This is a genomic window from Arthrobacter sp. Y3221048 (assembly GCF_059092685.1).
Genome location: NZ_JBNHHX010000001.1, coordinates 692,444 through 709,089 on the forward strand (window position 1 = coordinate 692,444; position 16,646 = coordinate 709,089).

General features: G+C 65.4%; 18 protein-coding genes. 12 read left to right on the forward strand and 6 right to left on the reverse strand.

Annotated elements, in window-relative coordinates; genetic code table 11:
* Positions 1-43: 43 nt before the first annotated feature.
* The 9 genes from AC5RVS_RS03235 (at position 44) to AC5RVS_RS03275 (ending at position 6,412) form a co-directional block, all read left to right on the forward strand.
* Positions 44-460: an ester cyclase gene (locus tag AC5RVS_RS03235; protein ID WP_494107081.1), complete on the forward strand. Its 417-nt coding sequence runs from the start codon at positions 44-46 to the stop codon at positions 458-460.
* 184 nt (positions 461-644) lie between these two features.
* Positions 645-887: a hypothetical protein gene (locus AC5RVS_RS03240; RefSeq protein WP_494107082.1), complete on the forward strand. Its 243-nt coding sequence runs from the start codon at positions 645-647 to the stop codon at positions 885-887.
* Between the two features lie 482 nt (positions 888-1,369).
* Positions 1,370-2,119, forward strand: coding sequence for a cytochrome P450 family protein (locus AC5RVS_RS03245; protein ID WP_494107083.1), 750 nt, complete (start codon positions 1,370-1,372; stop codon positions 2,117-2,119).
* Entirely contained in the window at positions 2,091-2,543 is a 453-nt protein-coding gene (locus tag AC5RVS_RS03250; protein WP_494107306.1) for a cytochrome P450, read from the forward strand. The genes AC5RVS_RS03245 and AC5RVS_RS03250 overlap by 29 nt, the downstream gene beginning before the upstream one ends.
* Positions 2,540-2,734: a ferredoxin gene (locus AC5RVS_RS03255; RefSeq protein WP_493988318.1), complete on the forward strand. Its 195-nt coding sequence runs from the start codon at positions 2,540-2,542 to the stop codon at positions 2,732-2,734. The genes AC5RVS_RS03250 and AC5RVS_RS03255 overlap by 4 nt, the downstream gene beginning before the upstream one ends.
* A complete protein-coding gene (locus AC5RVS_RS03260) occupies positions 2,731-3,918 on the forward strand; it encodes an NAD(P)/FAD-dependent oxidoreductase (protein ID WP_494107084.1) in 1,188 nt (395 codons plus the stop codon). The genes AC5RVS_RS03255 and AC5RVS_RS03260 overlap by 4 nt, the downstream gene beginning before the upstream one ends.
* Positions 3,919-4,014: 96 nt before the next feature.
* The gene (locus AC5RVS_RS03265) at positions 4,015-4,629 is read left to right on the forward strand and encodes a TetR/AcrR family transcriptional regulator (RefSeq protein WP_494107085.1); all 615 of its coding nucleotides are present in this window, start codon (positions 4,015-4,017) and stop codon (positions 4,627-4,629) included.
* 171 nt (positions 4,630-4,800) lie between these two features.
* Positions 4,801-5,772 (forward strand): ring-cleaving dioxygenase, encoded by a 972-nt coding sequence (locus AC5RVS_RS03270; protein WP_494107086.1) that lies wholly within the window; start codon positions 4,801-4,803, stop codon positions 5,770-5,772.
* A 10-nt stretch (positions 5,773-5,782) separates the two neighbouring features.
* Positions 5,783-6,412 (forward strand): alpha/beta hydrolase, encoded by a 630-nt coding sequence (locus AC5RVS_RS03275; protein WP_494107087.1) that lies wholly within the window; start codon positions 5,783-5,785, stop codon positions 6,410-6,412.
* A 93-nt stretch (positions 6,413-6,505) separates the two neighbouring features.
* On the opposite strand, the gene AC5RVS_RS03280 is transcribed toward AC5RVS_RS03275, so the two are convergent.
* The 4 genes from AC5RVS_RS03280 to AC5RVS_RS03295 all read right to left on the reverse strand — a co-directional run bounded on the left by AC5RVS_RS03280 (position 6,506) and on the right by AC5RVS_RS03295 (position 12,082).
* On the reverse strand, positions 6,506-7,582 hold the full coding sequence (locus AC5RVS_RS03280) for a maleylacetate reductase (protein ID WP_494107088.1): 1,077 nt from the start codon (positions 7,580-7,582) through the stop codon (positions 6,506-6,508).
* Positions 7,583-8,112: 530 nt separating this feature from the next.
* Positions 8,113-9,456 (reverse strand): PQQ-dependent sugar dehydrogenase, encoded by a 1,344-nt coding sequence (locus AC5RVS_RS03285; protein ID WP_494107089.1) that lies wholly within the window; start codon positions 9,454-9,456, stop codon positions 8,113-8,115.
* A gap of 462 nt (positions 9,457-9,918) precedes the next feature.
* On the reverse strand, positions 9,919-10,152 hold the full coding sequence (gene tatA, locus AC5RVS_RS03290) for a Sec-independent protein translocase subunit TatA (protein WP_494107090.1): 234 nt from the start codon (positions 10,150-10,152) through the stop codon (positions 9,919-9,921).
* Between the two features lie 91 nt (positions 10,153-10,243).
* Positions 10,244-12,082: an FAD-dependent oxidoreductase gene (locus tag AC5RVS_RS03295; RefSeq protein ID WP_494107091.1), complete on the reverse strand. Its 1,839-nt coding sequence runs from the start codon at positions 12,080-12,082 to the stop codon at positions 10,244-10,246.
* A 353-nt stretch (positions 12,083-12,435) separates the two neighbouring features.
* On the opposite strand from AC5RVS_RS03295, the gene AC5RVS_RS03300 reads away from it, so the two are divergent.
* Together AC5RVS_RS03300 and AC5RVS_RS03305 are read left to right on the forward strand one after the other, a co-directional pair.
* Positions 12,436-12,783, forward strand: coding sequence for an L-lactate permease (locus AC5RVS_RS03300; RefSeq protein ID WP_494107092.1), 348 nt, complete (start codon positions 12,436-12,438; stop codon positions 12,781-12,783).
* A complete protein-coding gene (locus tag AC5RVS_RS03305) occupies positions 12,783-13,394 on the forward strand; it encodes an FMN-binding negative transcriptional regulator (protein ID WP_494107093.1) in 612 nt (203 codons plus the stop codon). Before AC5RVS_RS03300 ends, AC5RVS_RS03305 begins: the two co-directional genes overlap by 1 nt.
* Before the next feature lie 441 nt (positions 13,395-13,835).
* On the opposite strand, the gene AC5RVS_RS03310 is transcribed toward AC5RVS_RS03305, so the two are convergent.
* Positions 13,836-14,054, reverse strand: coding sequence for a hypothetical protein (locus AC5RVS_RS03310; RefSeq protein WP_494107094.1), 219 nt, complete (start codon positions 14,052-14,054; stop codon positions 13,836-13,838).
* A gap of 66 nt (positions 14,055-14,120) precedes the next feature.
* On the opposite strand from AC5RVS_RS03310, the gene AC5RVS_RS03315 reads away from it, so the two are divergent.
* Positions 14,121-15,065 carry an alcohol dehydrogenase catalytic domain-containing protein gene (locus AC5RVS_RS03315; protein WP_494107095.1) on the forward strand — a complete coding sequence of 315 codons (945 nt, stop codon included), beginning with the start codon at positions 14,121-14,123 and terminating at the stop codon, positions 15,063-15,065.
* 738 nt (positions 15,066-15,803) lie between these two features.
* Here the strand turns inward: AC5RVS_RS03315 and AC5RVS_RS03320 are convergent.
* Entirely contained in the window at positions 15,804-16,553 is a 750-nt protein-coding gene (locus AC5RVS_RS03320) for an SDR family NAD(P)-dependent oxidoreductase (protein WP_494107096.1), read from the reverse strand.
* Positions 16,554-16,646 lie beyond the last annotated feature (93 nt).

Here is a 16,646-nt window from a genome sequence, read left to right on the forward strand (position 1 = left end):
TGGGAGCATTAAAAAAGGGGGGATTTCGAGGAAGGAATCGGAAATGGCAGGCGGATCAGGGCTGATCGAGCGGTTCTACCGGGAAATCATGGAGAGGGGAAACTTTGACCTGATCGACGAGTTGGGCAGCGAAAACTACACGGATCATGAAGAGCCCATGCCCGGGCAGCCGCCCGGCTTGGACGGCATCAAGTTCTACGTCAACATGTTCAGGTCGGCCTTCCCCGACCTCAGTGTGAAGGCCATCGAGCCTACGATGGTCGACGGGGACCTGGAGGCAGCCCGTGTCGTCCTCACCGGCACTCACCAGGGCGAGCTCATGGGTACGGCTCCCACCGGCAATACAGTGGAGTTCAGCGGTATCGACATAGTCCGCATCCGGGACGGTAAGGTGGTCGAGCACTGGGGATCGACCGACACGCTAAAGATGCTTCAGCAGATCGGCGCCGTCCAGATGTAGCTGCCCGCAACGCTCCAAGACGGCCCTCCGTGTGGGTGCCGCCTTGGTTCCTCTTGTCCCTCGACCTCGGTTCCGGCAGGCAGGTCGAGTACATGGGCACGGATGAATAACTGCACCTGCACCGGGACTTGAACCTGGGATCGTACTCTTGGGCTATCCAAAGCACGATCGCGAGGAGACCCCCATGGCAGCGAAGCCGCCCGCAATGTCACCGTCCGACCTGCCGGTTGCGGAGGTACTTGAGCGCGCCACGGGCCCCCGGCGGGCCGAGGCCGACGAACTGCTCATGATCCTCAGCGAGATCAGCGGCGAGCAGCCGGTCGTGTGGGCCGGCCGCATCATCGGCTTCGGAGGGTACGAGTACCGCTACGAGACCGGGCACGGGGGCCGTGCTCCCCTGCTCGCCTTCGCTCCGGGTCCGACCTAGCACACGATCTACCTCGTCAACGATTTCTCGGAGCGCTGGCCCGATTTAGTGGCCGGGCTCGGCAAGCACCGTGCGAGCAAGGCCTGCCTCTACCTCACGCGGTTGACGGGGGTGGATCGCAGCGCGCTGCGACAGCTGTGGAGTGCTCGCTCGCCGAGACACGGTCGCCACTGCGCTAGGCGCACTGAAGAGCGCGCCATGTTTCTAAGCCGGCGCGTGCTCGGGCGCTGTGCAAGATCCGGGCAAGAAACCGTGCCGCAGAGTCATCGGTTCCTAGCCAGTGCTATCAACTCCGCAGCAGTGGCTCCCTCGGAGTTACACCGTGTTCTTCGTGATGCACACCATAGTTTCACTTGACACGCTGTAAAGCCTCCGGGCAGACTGTGTTCCACGCCTCACTGCCGAGGCACGGCTCTCCGAAGCTATGGGCGTCGCATCGTCCGCTTCCGAACCCGCACCCAGGACGATCAAAGGAGCACACCGTGACCGCACCGATCCAAGCAGACATCGACATCTGGGATGACGACATCCTCGTCGACCCGTACAGCACCTACGCCGCCCTGCGCGAGCAGGCCGGGGTCGTCCACCTCCCGAAAAATGACCTCTACGTCCTGACCCGCTACGACATCATTCGCGACGTCCTCGCCGACCCGGAGGCGTTCTCATCCACCAGCCTTGGCTTCAACCCGATGGTGAACGAGGCATTGCAGGGCACCTCGCTGGCCTCCGACCCGCCAACGCACACCCAGCTGCGCGCGACCCTGTCGGAGAACCTCACGCCGCGCGCTCTGCGCGGACTGAAGGTCACCATCGACGAGAAAGCGGACAAGCTCGTCGCCGAGCTCGTCGCCAGCGGCAGCTTCGAAGCCATCGACTCCCTGGCACGCGCCTTCCCGCTCGAAATCGTCGCCGACCTCATCGGCTTTAGCGGCCATGTGAAGGACAACATGCTGCGCTGGGGGCAGGCCGCGATGCAGGTCCTGGGACCGATGAACCACCGCACCCAGGAGAGTTTCCCGATCGCCGGGCGAGCTCTACGGCTGGTGCTCCTCCGTCACCGCCGAGGACCTCGTACCGGGGTCGATCGGTCGCGGCATCTTCGACGCCGAGACCCGCGGCGACATCCCGGCAGGAGCCGCCGGGCATATCATCCACCAGTACCTGGGCGCCGGCGTCGACACCACGATCGCCTCAATCGGGAACATCGTCGCACTCTTCGGCCGCCATCCTGAGCAGCTTGAGCTCGTCCGCCAGAACCCGGAGCTGGTGCCCGCAGCGTTCGCCGAGGTGCTGCGCTACTGGCCCCCGATCCACATCTGGGGCCGGACCGCGACCCGCGACGTCGAAATCGATGGAGCAACCGTTCCGGCAGGAGCCCAGGTGGGCATCCCGTTCGGTGCCGGCAACCGCGACCCGCGGCACTATGAGAATCCCGACGTCTTCGACGTCACGCGCAACCCGGTGGACCATCTCGCCTTCGGCTACGGGCCGCACGGGTGCGCGGGCCAGGGCCTGGCGAAGCTTGAGGCCCACGCGGTCATCGAGGCCCTGGCCCGCCGGGTCAAGGTGTTGAAAATCGGGGACGAGATCCGGGTGCCCAGCAACATCACCCGCAGCCACGAACGGCTCGACGTCGTGAAGGTGGTGGCGGTGTGAGGATCGAACTTGACCGCCCCCGCTGCGAAGGGCACGGACTCTGCGAGGAAGCCGCACCGAAGCTCATGCATTTGGACGACGACGGCGAATTGGTGATCGACGTCCCCGTGGTCGACGGGGCGGAGCTGGCCGCTGCGAAAGCCGCGGTACGGGTGTGCCCGGTCGCCGCGCTGCGGCTGGCGGAAAAATGACCATGCGGCGGATCGTCGTCGTCGGCAACGGCATCGCCGGACTCACCGCCTGCGACTCGCTGCGCTCGCACGGGTTCGACGGCGAGTTGACCGTCGTCGGCGCCGAGCCGCACCACCCGTACAGCCGTCCGGCCCTGTCGAAGGCGCTGCTGCATGGCGACGGCGGGCTGCAAGCCCACGAACTGCCCGAGCCAACCCACGAAGCGACCGAACTTCTCGGTGTCAGCGCGGCAGGCATCGACCCGGAAGCCAAAATCGTCCGCACCGACGGCGGCGGGGAGCTGCCGTACGACGGTTTGGTCATCGCCTCCGGTTCACGGGCCAAGCGGCTCGCCGGGGGTCCGCCGCCCGAGGGCGCTCCCCGGGAGCTCACCCTGCGCACGATCGAGGACGCGGTGGCGCTCAAACAGCGGGTCGCGGGCCGCCCCTCGGTGATCGTGGTCGGCGGCGGACCGCTGGGCATGGAGGTCGCCTCGGGCTGTCTGCACGTCGGCTGCACGGTCACGCTGGTCTCCGATGTGAAGCCCCTCTCGCGCCAACTCGGCGACCACCTCTCCGGGATCTTCACGTCTGCCGCCGCCCGGCGCGGACTGCGGTTCGTCAGCGGCAGCAGGGCGCGACTCGTTGACTCCGGCTCGGGGACGCGGGTTGCCCTGTCCGACGGCATCCAGCTTGAGGCGGACCTCGTCGTCACGGCCATCGGCGACGAGCCCAACATCGACTGGCTGGCCGGTTCGGGTCTCCTCGTCGATGGGGCGCTGCGCGTGGATTCACGCGGCCGGGTCCGTCCGGACGTTGTTGCCGCCGGTGACGTGGCGTTCTTCCCGACCGGCCGCGGCGTAGGGCGCGTGCCGTTATGGACCAGTGCCATCGACCAGGCCAAGGTCGCGGCTGCCGGCCTGCTGAAAGGCGACGCGGCGCCAGAGCTCGACTTCCAACCGTACTTCTGGACCGAAGGTTTCGGGCTGTCCCTCAAGGCGATCGGCTTCACGCCCGTGACCGGGGCGCCCGACTACCTGGAGCCGGGCGGCGAGACCGACTCGATGCTGCTGCGCTGGGAGAACGCGGACGGCGGCCCCGGGACCGCGGCGGCGATCAACTACCGCATCCCCATTCCCAAACTGCGGCGGCTCGCCAACACGGGACCCTCGGCGCTGCAACCGGCTACACCGGTAAAGCTGTGAGCAGGTGTTACTCCTGACCGCACGTCAGGGTTCCGGCGGCAGCAGGGGTGCCGTTCTACCGGCTGGGCGTGCCTGCATCACGGATAGGACTGCCTCATGCCGTCGCTGCGAGAAGCCCAGAAGCAGCTGACCCGCGACCGGATCGTCGAACGGGCGCTCGAACTCTTTATCGACAAGGGTTACGCCGGGACGACGATCGACGATATCGCCGCCGCTGCCGGCACTACCAGGGTGACTTTCTACGCGTACTACCCCTCGCGGAGCGATCTAATGAGGGACTTCATGGCCCGGGTCAATGCGGTCCTTGAACGCGCCGGCGGACCGGATGACGCGTCGACGGCCCCCGAGCTCGTGGACGTGGTCCGCGCGGGCGAGCTCGCGAGCATCCGCGACTGGCTCGAGTCGCGCGCGGCACTCTGGCCCGTCTTCCGCCCCTACTTGGACGTCCTCGACGAGGCCGCCGCCGTCGACCGCGAAGTGCGGGCCCTGGTCATGGACTGGCGTGAGGAAGTAGTCTCCGACCTCATCCGCGGCATGCAGCAGGCCGGCCGCTTTCCGGAGGAGACGCGCCACGTCCGCGGAACGCTCGCGTTCACCCAGCTCAACTACGTCTCCACCCTCTGGACGAGCCGCAAATCCAAACCAAACCGTGACCGGGCGCTCGGGGTCCTCGCGGACAGCTGGTACCACCTGCTCTGCGACGAAGGCTGAGCCGACGACCCCCTGCAGAGGATGCCCATCCATGGTCGCACTGGCCGGGAGGCCGCCTTTAGTCGGACGACCTATTCGACGGTGGAATATTCCCGCTGATAGATGTGTTTGCATATACAACAGCTGCCCGGGAGTATTCCGGACGGATCCGTATTAAGCAAAGAGGGTTCCATGACCGCCAACACTTCGGGTCTGCACCACGTCACCGCGATTGCCGGTGACCCGCAGGCCAACATCGACTTTTACATCCAAGGCCTCGGCCTGCGGCTGGTGAAGAAGACCGTCAACTTCGATGACCCTTCCACCTACCACCTGTACTACGGGGACGAAGCCGGCCGCCCCGGCACGCTCATGACCTTCTTCCCCTGGGGCGGAGTGCCTGCCGGCCGGATCGGTGCGGGACAGTCCACGTCGACCGCGTTCTCCGTGCCCGAAGGGTCTCTGGGATGGTGGCAGGACCACTTCAAGGGTCTGGGCGTGGAATCCGCGATCACGCGGGTCTCCTCCGACGAGGAGCGCCTGTCGCTGCGCGATCCTGACGGCCTGCGGCTGGACCTGATCGCTTCGTCCACCATTGATCCGCGCAACCCGTGGGACTCGGCTTCCGTGCCCGCCGAATACGCCGTGCGGGGCCAGCACTCCTCGGTGCTGACGGTCAAGGATTCCGCGAAAACCGTAGACGTGCTGACCAACGATTTGGGCCTTCGCCTTGTCGGCGAGATGGGCAACCGCACCCGCCTGGCGGCAGGCGAGGGCGGCCCCGGGAACATCGTCGACGTCATCGCGGACCCGTCCGCGCCGCGCGGTCTGACCGCCGGCGGCACCGTGCACCACATCGCCTTCCGGGTCCCGGACACCGAAACCCAGGAAAAGTGGCGGCAGGACCTGGCCGAACGCGGCTTCCAGGTCACCGCGATCCTGGACCGCCAGTACTTCACTTCCATCTATTTCCGCGAACCCGGGGGAGTGCTCTACGAGATCGCCACGGACACTCCGGGCTTCGACATCGACGAACCGCTGCTTGAACTGGGCCGCTCCCTGAAGATGCCGCCGTGGCTTGAGCCCGGCCGCGAAGCCATCGAACAGTCAGTGGCCAAGATCCAGTTGCCGGCAGGAAACAACCCGGCCCTGGCCGGGAAGTAAGGAGCAGGGGATGGGCACCGCCACACTCACCGGCTGGCAGCACCTCTACCACCCGGGCAACCCCGGCTCGCCGGTGCTGCTGATGCTCCACGGCACCGGCGGCAACGAACACGAAATTTCGAAACTGGCCTCGGAAATCGATCCTGACGCCGGCGTACTGGCTCCCCGCGGACAGGTCCAGGAACACGGCATGCTCCGTTGGTTCCGCCGCCGCGCGGAAGGAATCTTCGATATCGACGACGTGACCGCCCGCGCCGGGGACCTGGCAGCCTTTATTGCGGCTGCCCGGGAACACTACGAACTGGGTGGCCGCCGAATCGTGGCGGTGGGCTTCTCCAACGGGGCCAACATCGCCCTGGCCACTGCGCTGCTGCACCCGCAGGCCCTCGACCGGGTGGTTGCACTGTCGGGCATGTACCCGCTCGGAGACCGCCAAAGCCCCGAGGACCTCTCCGGCAGCCGGATTTTGGTCCTGAACGGTGATAACGATCCCATGGCCCCGATGGCCAGCGTCAAGGACCTCATGGCGGCGCTGGAACGGCAGGGCGCCGACGCGGAGCAGGTCCTGCGTCCGGGCGGACACGGCATAGAGCACGCCGACCTCGCCGCCACCAGGGATTGGCTGAATCGGCTCTCCTGACGGGAACCGAGGGGGCGGGCTACGGTCCGCCCCTCTTCCCTGAACCTTTGGTAGGACCCGGCGGAAGTCGACGACGAAGAGACCGTTGGGACACTAGGAGACCGGTTCTTCTCCGGCCCAAGCCGCATGCAGCAACGGCAGCAGATTGCCCGCGTTGACCGGCCGTGGATTGGATTCCGGGATGTACGGCAGGATCAGTTCCACCGCCTCCTCAAGGTCGGATTCCTTCAGCCCGTAATCCTTCAAGGCCTGCGGGGCGTCGACCGTTGACCGCAGGTCTTCCAGGCCCTCCGCCGCGGACCCGGCCCCGAACGCGGCGGCAATCCTCTCCGCAGCGCCACTGGCGGCTCCGGCATTGAATGCCAGTACGTGCGGTAACACGACGGCGTGCATCTGGGCGTGCGGGAGTCCGAACCGTCCGCCGAGCACATGGCAGATCTTGTGGTGCATCCCCGAGCCGGCGCTGGCGAACGCCACCGCGGCCAAGTACGCCCCGTACAGGGTGCCCTCACGCCCGGGGAGTTCCTGCGGGGCCGCCTTGACCGTCGGCAAGCCCCGGGCCAGCGCGCGGATGCCCTCTGTTGCCAGTGCGGCGTTAATCGGGTCGGCCCGGGGTGCCCACAGCGAGTCAATGCAGTGGGCCAGGGCATTGAGCCCGCTGGCAATGCTCAGTTCCCGCGGGAGCGACAGCATTAAGCGCGCGTCGTAAACCACCGTTTCGGGCAGTACGCGCCTGTCCACCCCGGTGGTCTTACGCCCGTTCTCGGTCAGGCCCCAGACATTCGTGGCCTCCGAACCGGCATAGGTGGTGGGAACCGCCACGATCGGTAATCCCGAGGTCAGGGCCACGGCCTTGGCCAACCCGGTCGCCGACCCGCCGCCAAGACTCACCAGCAGATCAATCCCGTGTTCAGCAGCGTGCCGCCGGGCTTCCTCGGCCGTCTCAACCGGAACATGCTGCGCAACATCGCCAAAGACAAAAGCGGCATCGAGACCCTCAAGCACTGCTCCGTTGCGCTCCCGCTCCCGGTCACTGGCGATCACCATCACCCGCCCCGCCTCGCGCCGCTGAACTTCCTCGGAAAGGAATTGGGCCGCCCTTCCGGCACCGAACAGCACTCGCTGCCCCAGGGTCTCGTGCTCAAAAACCAATCTCTGGCTTAACGTCATCGACTGCCCTTTCTTTTGTTCCCTCACTACCGCGAAGGAAAACAGCGGACCATCTCTTCATGGAAGCGTTTGCCCCTGGAGGGGTCTCCTGCGGCTACTTTCCCACAGGCGCGGGTTGGCATCACAACCCCGGCGCCCAGTCGGGCTGGCGGGAATGCACGCGGCAGGGCAACGGTGCGCTCCGCTTGAGCCAGGCTTCACAAGGAGCCCCGTGAAGAGGGACACCACACCCAAGGGCGGCGAATGGGCCGGTCCCCCCATTGGTTCGTCCCCACGCCAGCGGCTGCCCGTGGAAGGCTATCGGGGGCGCTGTCAGAGTTTCAGGCCGCGAGGGTTTCCGGTGCTTCTGTACCGGGAAGTCAGGATTGGATACAAGCCAGGCCGATGTGGTGGTTAACCGTCTGCGGACCCGCGTGATGCGGGTCCGCAGACGGTTTCAAACTGTTGGTCAGAGCCCACCAGGCGGTTCGAGGCTTACGCTGAGCGCGCGCTCAGTCGGGCCTCGTCGCTGCTCGGGGCGGTGTGCTGAGTTAGTGCTTGTGCTTGCAGTGCCCATGATGGTCGCATTTCTCCGGTTCCGCTGCGACCCGGTAGATCGTTCCGTTGGCGTCTTCGCTGACCAGCATGTCGCCGTCTTGGGTGATCGTGATGCCGGTGGGGCGGCCGAAAACCCGTTCTTCATCCAGCGCGAACCCGGTCATGAAGTCCACGTACTCCCCGGTCGCCTCGCCGTTGACCATGACGGCCCGGACCACTTTGTACCCGGTCCGGTGTTCACGGTTCCAGGACCCGCGCAGCGTGGCGAAGGCATCACCGTGGTACTCGCGCGGGAACGCTTCGGCGTCGTAGAACTGGACTTGCAGGGTGGAGGAATGGGCCTGGATCAATACCTCGGGCGCGATGACCTCGTCCTGCAGGTCCGGGCGCTCACCGGCGTGGGCGGGATCCTCGAAGCCGCCGGTGTAGAACCACGGCCAGCCATAGAACCCGTCCTCCTGCACGGTGGTCAGAAAGTCGGGCGGGACGTCGGCGCCGAGATGGTCGCGTTCGTTGCCCGTGCACCACAGTTCGTCGGTGGCCGGTTGGATGGTCATGCCTGAGCAGTTACGCAGCCCGGTGGCGTAGTTCCGGACGTTCTCGCCCTCCGGGTCGAAGACGCGGACTACGGCCCGGTCCTCCTCATCGGCCCAGGCAGCGCCCCGTCCGTGGGTGGCTTCCCAGTCCTGGATTTCCTCGGCGGTCTTCTCCGGCATGTCACCGGCGACATTGGAGGCCGAGCCGATCGAGACGAAGAGGTGCTCCCCATCCGGGGCCACGGCCAGATCCCGCGTCCAGTGCCGCTCGGTGGGGATGTCCGAGATGATCGCCTCGGCCGGCCCGGCGGCCACGCGGTCGCCCTCACTGTAGGGGTAGCGCACGACCTGGTCTGCCGCGGCCACGTAGACATACTCCGGGTTCTCCTGGGGGTAGAACGCGATGCCGAAGGGCCGATCAAGGCCTTCGGCAAAGACTTCGGGCTCGGTCGAGAGTTCTCCATCGGCGTCGGCGGCGAAGACCAGGACGCGCCCGGCGCCGCTCTCGGACAAGAAGACGTCGCCGTTGGGGGCGAGGCGCATGACGCGGGGCTGGTTGAAGCCGCTGGCGAATTCCTCCACCTCAAAGCCCTCCGGAACCTCCGGCATCACCCCGGCGGGCCGATCGACCACCGTGGGCTGCCGTTCGAAGTCGGGTGCTTCGGGGTCCCCTTCGTTGACCGGCGGGGGCAGCTCCTCGGCTCTGATCCAATGCCGATCGCCGGGTTGGTCCTGTTCCGCAGGCGCCGTGACCAGGGGCGCCGGCGAGGCGGCAGCGGTCGAACCTGGCAGCAAGGACATGGACAGCAGCAGAGCTACGGGGATTGAAGAACGCTTCAAAAATATGGACGTGCGCATAGTTTCCTCCGCGAAACTATGGGGTGATGGCATGCCGCTCCGGCTGCCTCGCGCGGGCTTGCAGAGCACCTGCCACCGCGGTGATTTCTCGATTTCTCACCGTTCGGGGGTGCCTGCGCGAAGAGCCGAACGGGAACGCCGCCAACAATGTGGCGGTCACGGTTAAGAGGGGAACTGATTGCGACGTCGATCACGTCAGCTCAGAGCATACTGGGCACAGGCGGGCTGCTGCAACGAGGTGCATGAGCTTCCTCGGAAGATGCGGCACAGATTGAAGATGGGGTACAGATTAGGATCCCCCAAATCACGCCCCCTTGAAGACGGAGGGACGCCGGACCTTAGTCCGACGTCCCTGCGAATTGGTTTCGTTCAGTGACGGAAGGCGGGGCTATGCTCCGTCCCGTCTCAGGATGCGCCCTTCGCCCCCGGGCTGGCTTCCGGATCGAGGCCGGTGCCTTCGCGGCCAGGTTCAGGGGCCTCAGGATCGTCAGCCGCCAGCTCCTTGACCTCGGACTTGAAGATGCGCATCGACTGTCCCAAACTGCGGGCCATGCCGGGCAGTTTGGGTGCTCCGAACAGCAGCAGGAGCACCACCAGCAAAATGATGCGCGCCATGGGGTTGTCGAACAACCGTGCCATCGCGGGATTCCTTACGTTCGCGGGGAAGGATCAGCGCTGTGCGGCGCGACCTCGACCGCCGTTTCGTCGGTCGAGGTCGCCAACGAAATGCTCAGGCGTTATCCTGCCGTCGGGCTGCTTCGCGTCCCGCCACGTAGCCGAACACCAGTCCGAGCGAGATCGTCCCGCCGGCGCCTCCGTAGAACCCCTTTGTTGGGGCTCCGCCCGCGTTGCCGGCGGCGTACAGGCCCTTGATGACCTTGCCCTCGGTGTTAAGCGCGCGCCCGAGTGCATCGGTCTTCGGGCCGCCGACGGTGCCGAGTGCGCTGGCCTCGACCTTGAGCGCGTAGAAGGGGGCCGTGTCGACGGGCCCCAGCACGCTCGACTTCGGGCTCTTCAGCACCGGCCGTATGATCTTCGCCAGGGGCTTGACCACCACGGAACGGAGGCGTTCGGGGTCGTTCCTCTTTGCCACCCGGCCGGCGAGCTTGCTCCCAATCGGACCGACGGCCTTGGCGATGAGCACCCTGGCCTTTGCGGTGGCGGCGGGGAAGCGCGCGTCCGGCGAGTTCTTGCCCAGCCGCGGATAGTAGGCACCGAAGTAGCGGTCGAACATCGTGTCACCGCGGTTGAACTGCGGATCGCGTCCCCGTGCGGCCTCGGGGTTGAAGCGGTCGACGGTGCGGAGCAGTCCCACCTCGTCGACGCCGATCTTGGCCGCCAGTTCCGAGAGGGTATTGGCGCGCTGGAGGTACTCGGGCACTTCTCCGCCCGGGGTTATGCCGAAGATCCCGAACTTCTCCCAGTAATTCTGGTCGAAGATCAGCCATGCGGTGGCGTTAGGCATGGTGCCCGTCTCCGGGTCGACCTCGCGCATGATCTGCCCGAACTGGTCGTAGGCCAGCGCCTCGTTCGCGAAGCGCTCACCCTTGCTGTTCACCATGATGCTGTGCGGCAGTGCCCGCTCACCCAGGAACACCCGGCTGAGCGGCTGGCCTTCCAGCTCTTCACCGGGCAGCTGGACCCCCGGCATCCACCAGGCGTCTTCCATCCCGGTCAGGTCGGCGCCCACCTCGTTGGCCAACTGCACCGCGATGCCGTCGTGGCCCTGCGGTGAGACCTGCACGCCGAAGGGCGCGTCGAGGTAGGTGGTGGTGACCTCGTCGGAGCTTTCAAACCCGCCGCTGGCCAGCAGGACTCCCTTGGTGGCGCGCACCGTGTGCTCTTGACCATCGGCTCGCACGACAATTCCCTGCACGCCTGACTCGTCCGTCACGAGCCGGACTGCGGGCGCCTCAACACGTACGTCGACGCCGTTGCGCAGGCTGCCCTCGAGCAGGGCGCCGACCAGTGCCGGTCCGGCGAGCCAGACGTCGTCGATGCCGATGCCGCCCAGCAACCAGAACGGGAGCGGGTTCTTGGCCATGCCCGTCGTGAGGGCCGGCCGCACGTACTTTGCGGCCTCTCCCAGTCCCTCGGGGGAGTAGGGGCCGGGGAAGAGCGCCCGGCCGACGGACGCGCCGTCGATGTCGGAGCGGTAGTCCGGCCAGATGGTCGGGATCCACCCGAAGGAGGTGTGCTCTTCGATGAAGCGGGCGACGTCGGGTCCGGCTTCCAGGAACTTTTCCACCAGGTCGTGGTCGAGAACCTTGTCCCGACCCTGGCCGTAGATGTAGCGCCGGGCCTGGTCCAGGTTGTCCTTGACCTTGAGGTCCTTGGTCGAGAAGCCGTGGTTGGGGATCCAGGCGGCACCCGCGGAGATGCCGGTGGCGCCTCCGACGAGTTCCCGGGACTCGAGAACGAGAACCCTTGCGCCCTCCCTGGCAGCGGTGAGCGCCGCCATCAGGCCAGCCCCGCCGGAACCGACAATTGCTACGTCTACCTCGTCGGGGATGCCCTTTTGGGATACTGTCCCGATGGAGCCGCTGTGCCGAGTCGAACTGTCAACCACGATTTCCTCCTTACAGATAGTCCCCGTCACCTGGCCTCACCGGTTCAGCGAGGCGCTGCAAACATGCGACGGACGCTTGTCACAGCTGCCCTCGGGAGTGCGAACCGATGCAGGTCCAGGACGAGTACATGCAGTACATGCATATGCATCTACTCTAGTGCGAATAGTTGACATGTCAACTTTTCGCGTTCGATCCGGTTTCGGACCTTGGCAGCCACCGACTTCGCTGTCAGCAGTTCGCCGGCAGGACCGTGGGGGATATCGCCTGGCCCCGGCGTGCCGTCCGGGACCAGTGGCGCCTCGCAGGCCCGCGCTGCGGGGAGCGCGATCGTGTTCATTGTCCGGGGGTCTTTATGGCCGCGACGGGCATGGCCGAGCATCTGGCCACCAGTGCCGCGCAGGGCGGTTACGGTTTCGTCGCCGCCATCCCGGCGCTGGGAGCCCTTGGCGGGTACCTCACCGGTTCGAACACGGGTGCCGCTGCAATGTTTTCCACCGCGACGACGACGGCGGCCACCGGCCTCGGCGCGAACCCGCTGGTCGCGCTCGCCGGGCAGAATGTGGCCGGGTCGTTCGCCGTCATCGCGTCGCCGCCGCGAATAGCCCTCGCTGCCGGCATCGCACTCGCTCCGGGCGAACATCTCCCTCGAAGCCGTCTCCGGCGCCCGCTCCATCACCTCAACCGAAAGGAAATTCCCTGATGCGCCACACACCCAGTTACCTCATGACGGATCCCAGCGAAGTCAAGCGCCTCATCCGGAGGCACCCTTGGGCCACCTTTGTTTCCGCGACAAGCAACGGACTGATCGCTTCCCACTACCCGGTGCTGCTCGAGGAAGACCGCGAAGAAATCTCAATCGTCAGCCACTTCGGCCGCCCGGACGACACCCTGCACGAACTTGGCAGGCACGAAATTCTTGTCATCATCCAAGGTCCGCACGATTACGTTTCCCCCAGTTGGTACGCGGCCGGCGATCTCGTACCCACCTGGAACCACCTCACTGCACATCTTTATGGCATCCCGGTAATTCTCAGCGACGACGAGAACTACGAAATGCTTACGCGTCTCACCGAGCACTTTGAGCAGCACCACCCGGGCGGCAGGCATCTGAGCGAAGACGAACAGGGAACCCGTCGCGCGGCGAAGGGTACCGTCGGACTGCGGATGCGCGTAGAACGCTTCGACGCGCGGGCCAAACTCAGCCAGAACAAGCAACCGGACGTGGTGCAGAATGTGATTGACCATCTGGACCAGCAAAACCCGCACCTCGCCCACGAGATGAGACGAATCCACCTCCCTCGTGCCGACTAGACGAGGGTCCAGGCCATCCCTTACCGACCATCGGGGGACGAGTATTTGCGGGGCGGCGCAAAAGTTGGGTTAGCTGCTCGGCCCCGCCGCTGGGCGGCGTTGGCGCCTGTGCTGATGTCCATATGTGCGGAGCTTTCGGTAACCATCACCGGACAAAGAAAAACGCGGAACTGTTGCCCGCAACTCATTTCGTCCATACCCTGAGCTCAACGACAGGAGGCAGGCATGGAATTCGCAATCATCATTGCAATCCTTTGTGCGGCGTGTATTGCCTGGGTGGTTTTGGGTGCCCGCGCTGACCGTCGACCAGTAAAGAGTGCCCGGGCTCCCGTGAACACGGATGCCGCCAGCACGGGAGCTTTCGGAGCCACTGCCTACGGAGGAGATGCCGGAGGCGGCGGCGGCGACTGCGGCTGACAGGAAACAACGAAGCCCGGACCGTCATCGGTCCGGGCTTCTTGCTGTGATAACGGGTTCCTTGCTGCTGCTCAGGCGGAGGACGCGCCGGCGGTAGGTGCCGTCGTCGACCTGGGCGACGGTGAAGGCAGCGATATCGGCGCGGCTGACGGGGAAACCGATCTCGTCGGTGCCGTAAAACCCGACGCGGACGCGGTTCTGCTTGGGACGTGCAGGATAGGGGTCAAAGTTGCGGTACAACATGAAGGAAGCCTAAAGTCGATGCATACGCATATAAATAGCGTGCGTACACATGCTGAAGGAGGAACCATGCAGGCATGGGTTATGGAAGGGATCAACCAGGATCTAAAGCTTCAGGACCTGGACAAGCCCTCACCCGGACCAGGTGAGGTGCTTATCAAGGTCACTGCCGCCGGCATATGTCACAGTGATGTCGGATACGTGCAAGGCGAAATCCCCATCATTGTCGACCTGCCCATCGTGCTGGGACACGAAGTGGCCGGCGTCGTTGAGGAAGTCGGTGAAGGCGTCACCGGGTTTAAGGTGGGTGACGAAGTCGCCCAGGGAGTGGTTGCTTCGGACGCTCCCGGCGTCACCCGTGATGGCGGCTTCGGTGAATACGTCATCGGAAAGGTCGAAAGCCTGGTGCACAAGCCCGCCAGCGTGGAGTGGTCCCAGGCGGCCGCAGCGACCGATGCGGGGGTCACCTCCTACAGCGGCGTGGTTGTCCACGGCGGTGTCGAGAAGGGGATGCGGGTGGGCATCATCGGGCTGGGCGGCCTCGGGCTAACCGGCGCCAGGATCGCCGTCATCAAGGGTGCCGAAGTGATCGGCATCGAGCCGCGTGAAGAGGTTTGGAAGGCCGCCAAGGAGCGCGGCGTGTCCCGCGTGGTCAAGGACATCAGCGAACTGAAGGGCGAAGGCCTGGATGTCGTGGTCGACTCCGCCGGCTTTGGCACCACCACCGTCGGCGCCTTCGATGCCGTCAAGGACGGCGGCAAGGTCGTCCTGGTGGGGCTGGGGAAGACCAACTTCGAATTCGAGTCCTTCGGCTTCATCACCAGAGCCATCACCCTTCAGGGGTCCACCCCGGTCGGAAACCCCGAGCACCTGAAGAACGTGCTGCAGATGATTGACTCCGGGCAGCTGGAAATCGTGTCTGCGAACGTTGGCTTCAACGACATCCCTGATGGCCTGGATCGCCTGGCCAAGGGAGGCGTCTCAGGGCGCCTGGTAGCACGCTACGACCAGTGATGACAGGCTGAGCCGCTGACTTGTGGGGTCCGGCCCTCGCGACGGGACCCCACAAGCGCGACTGAAGGACGTAGCAAACACGAGGCATTAGTGCATCACTTCGGCGCACTCCCGCCCTGCATCCCACTGCCTACCGGCCATTCTCCGCAAGCCGCTCAGGGTCGAGGCTCTCGAAAAAGACGAGTGAGTGGTGAGTTCGTGTGCGTCATCCTTCGTGGCCTATCAACCACATATGCGCTGTCATCGGCGAGGAAAACGTTAGGGTGGGACATGAGGACCTCCGGTGAGAAGTGAACTCTATACAAGCTTGACCTCACCCGGAGGTCTTCTTTTTGTCACCTAGCCACGCCGCCGTACCTAACGTCCGTGGAGACTACACCTTGTGAGGTTTAAATATCGGGCGCAGGAGCGCCTGCAGCTGCCAGCAAGTTCCAGTGCTGACGGTTCCTGACCTTCGCCGACCTGCTCTCTGCCGCCGCCGGCACACCTCGCCCGCTAGCGACGTCCAACGAGCCTCATGGGCCTCGAACGCCTTCAGCGGGGCAAGGTTGCCGGGAAGCGTTTGGTCGGCTTGATCAGCCTGCGACTGCTACGGAAGAGGCGGGCCATCGGGGCACTCGGCGGACCGCCTCTGTCCTGGCCACTTCAGTCGGACAAAAGGCGCGCGACCGAGTTTGAGATCAGAGAATTGATTTTCTTTCAGAACGTGGTCAGGGGGCATTCCATGCCCGCGGCGAGTTACTCGGCCAGGCGGCCGCCGTCAACGACGAGCTCGGTGCCGGTGACGTAGCTCGACTCGTCCGAGGCCAGGTATAGCACCGCGTAGGAGACCTCGCGCGGCTCGCCGAACCGGCGGATTGGCACGGTTGAGGCGAACTCGTCAAGCACGGCCTTGTCGTACACCTCCGCCATCGGCGTCATGATCGCCCCTGGGTGCACCGAGTTAACGCGCACGCCCTTGGCGGCGTACTCGATGGCGGTAGCCTTGGTCATGCCACGCACGGCAAACTTGGCACCCGTGTAGCCCATGTTCGTCGTCCAGGGCAGGTGCGCGAACGCTGCCGCCGAGCCGATGTTGACGATCGAACCGCCGCCGGCCTCGATCATGCCCGGAAGTACCGCCTGCATTCCAAGGAAGGTGCCACGTTGGTCGACGGCGACGATGCGGTCGAAGTCCTCTACGCTCAGGTCGAGCGTCTGGGCGGCCGGGCCCGACAGCCCGGCGTTGTTGACCAGCACGGTGATGGGCCCGAGCTTCTCGGTGGCCTCTGCCACGACCGACGTCCAGGACTCCGGGTCCGAGACGTCGTGCTTGAGGAACAGGGTGCTCCCGCCCAGCTCAGCGGCCAGGGCCTCGCCGCCCTGGATGTTCATGTCGGTGGTGATGGCGACCTTCGCGCCCTCCTCGACGAACAGGCGCGCGTGCTCGGCACCCATGCCGCCCGCTGCTCCGGTAATGATTGCGACCTTGTTATCCAGTCGACCCATGATTGTCTCCTCCGTGGTGTACGCTGCTGCGACGTTGCGGCAGTAGGAGCAGGAGTAATCCTCCTGCAACGTCGAGAACGATGCCGGTTAACG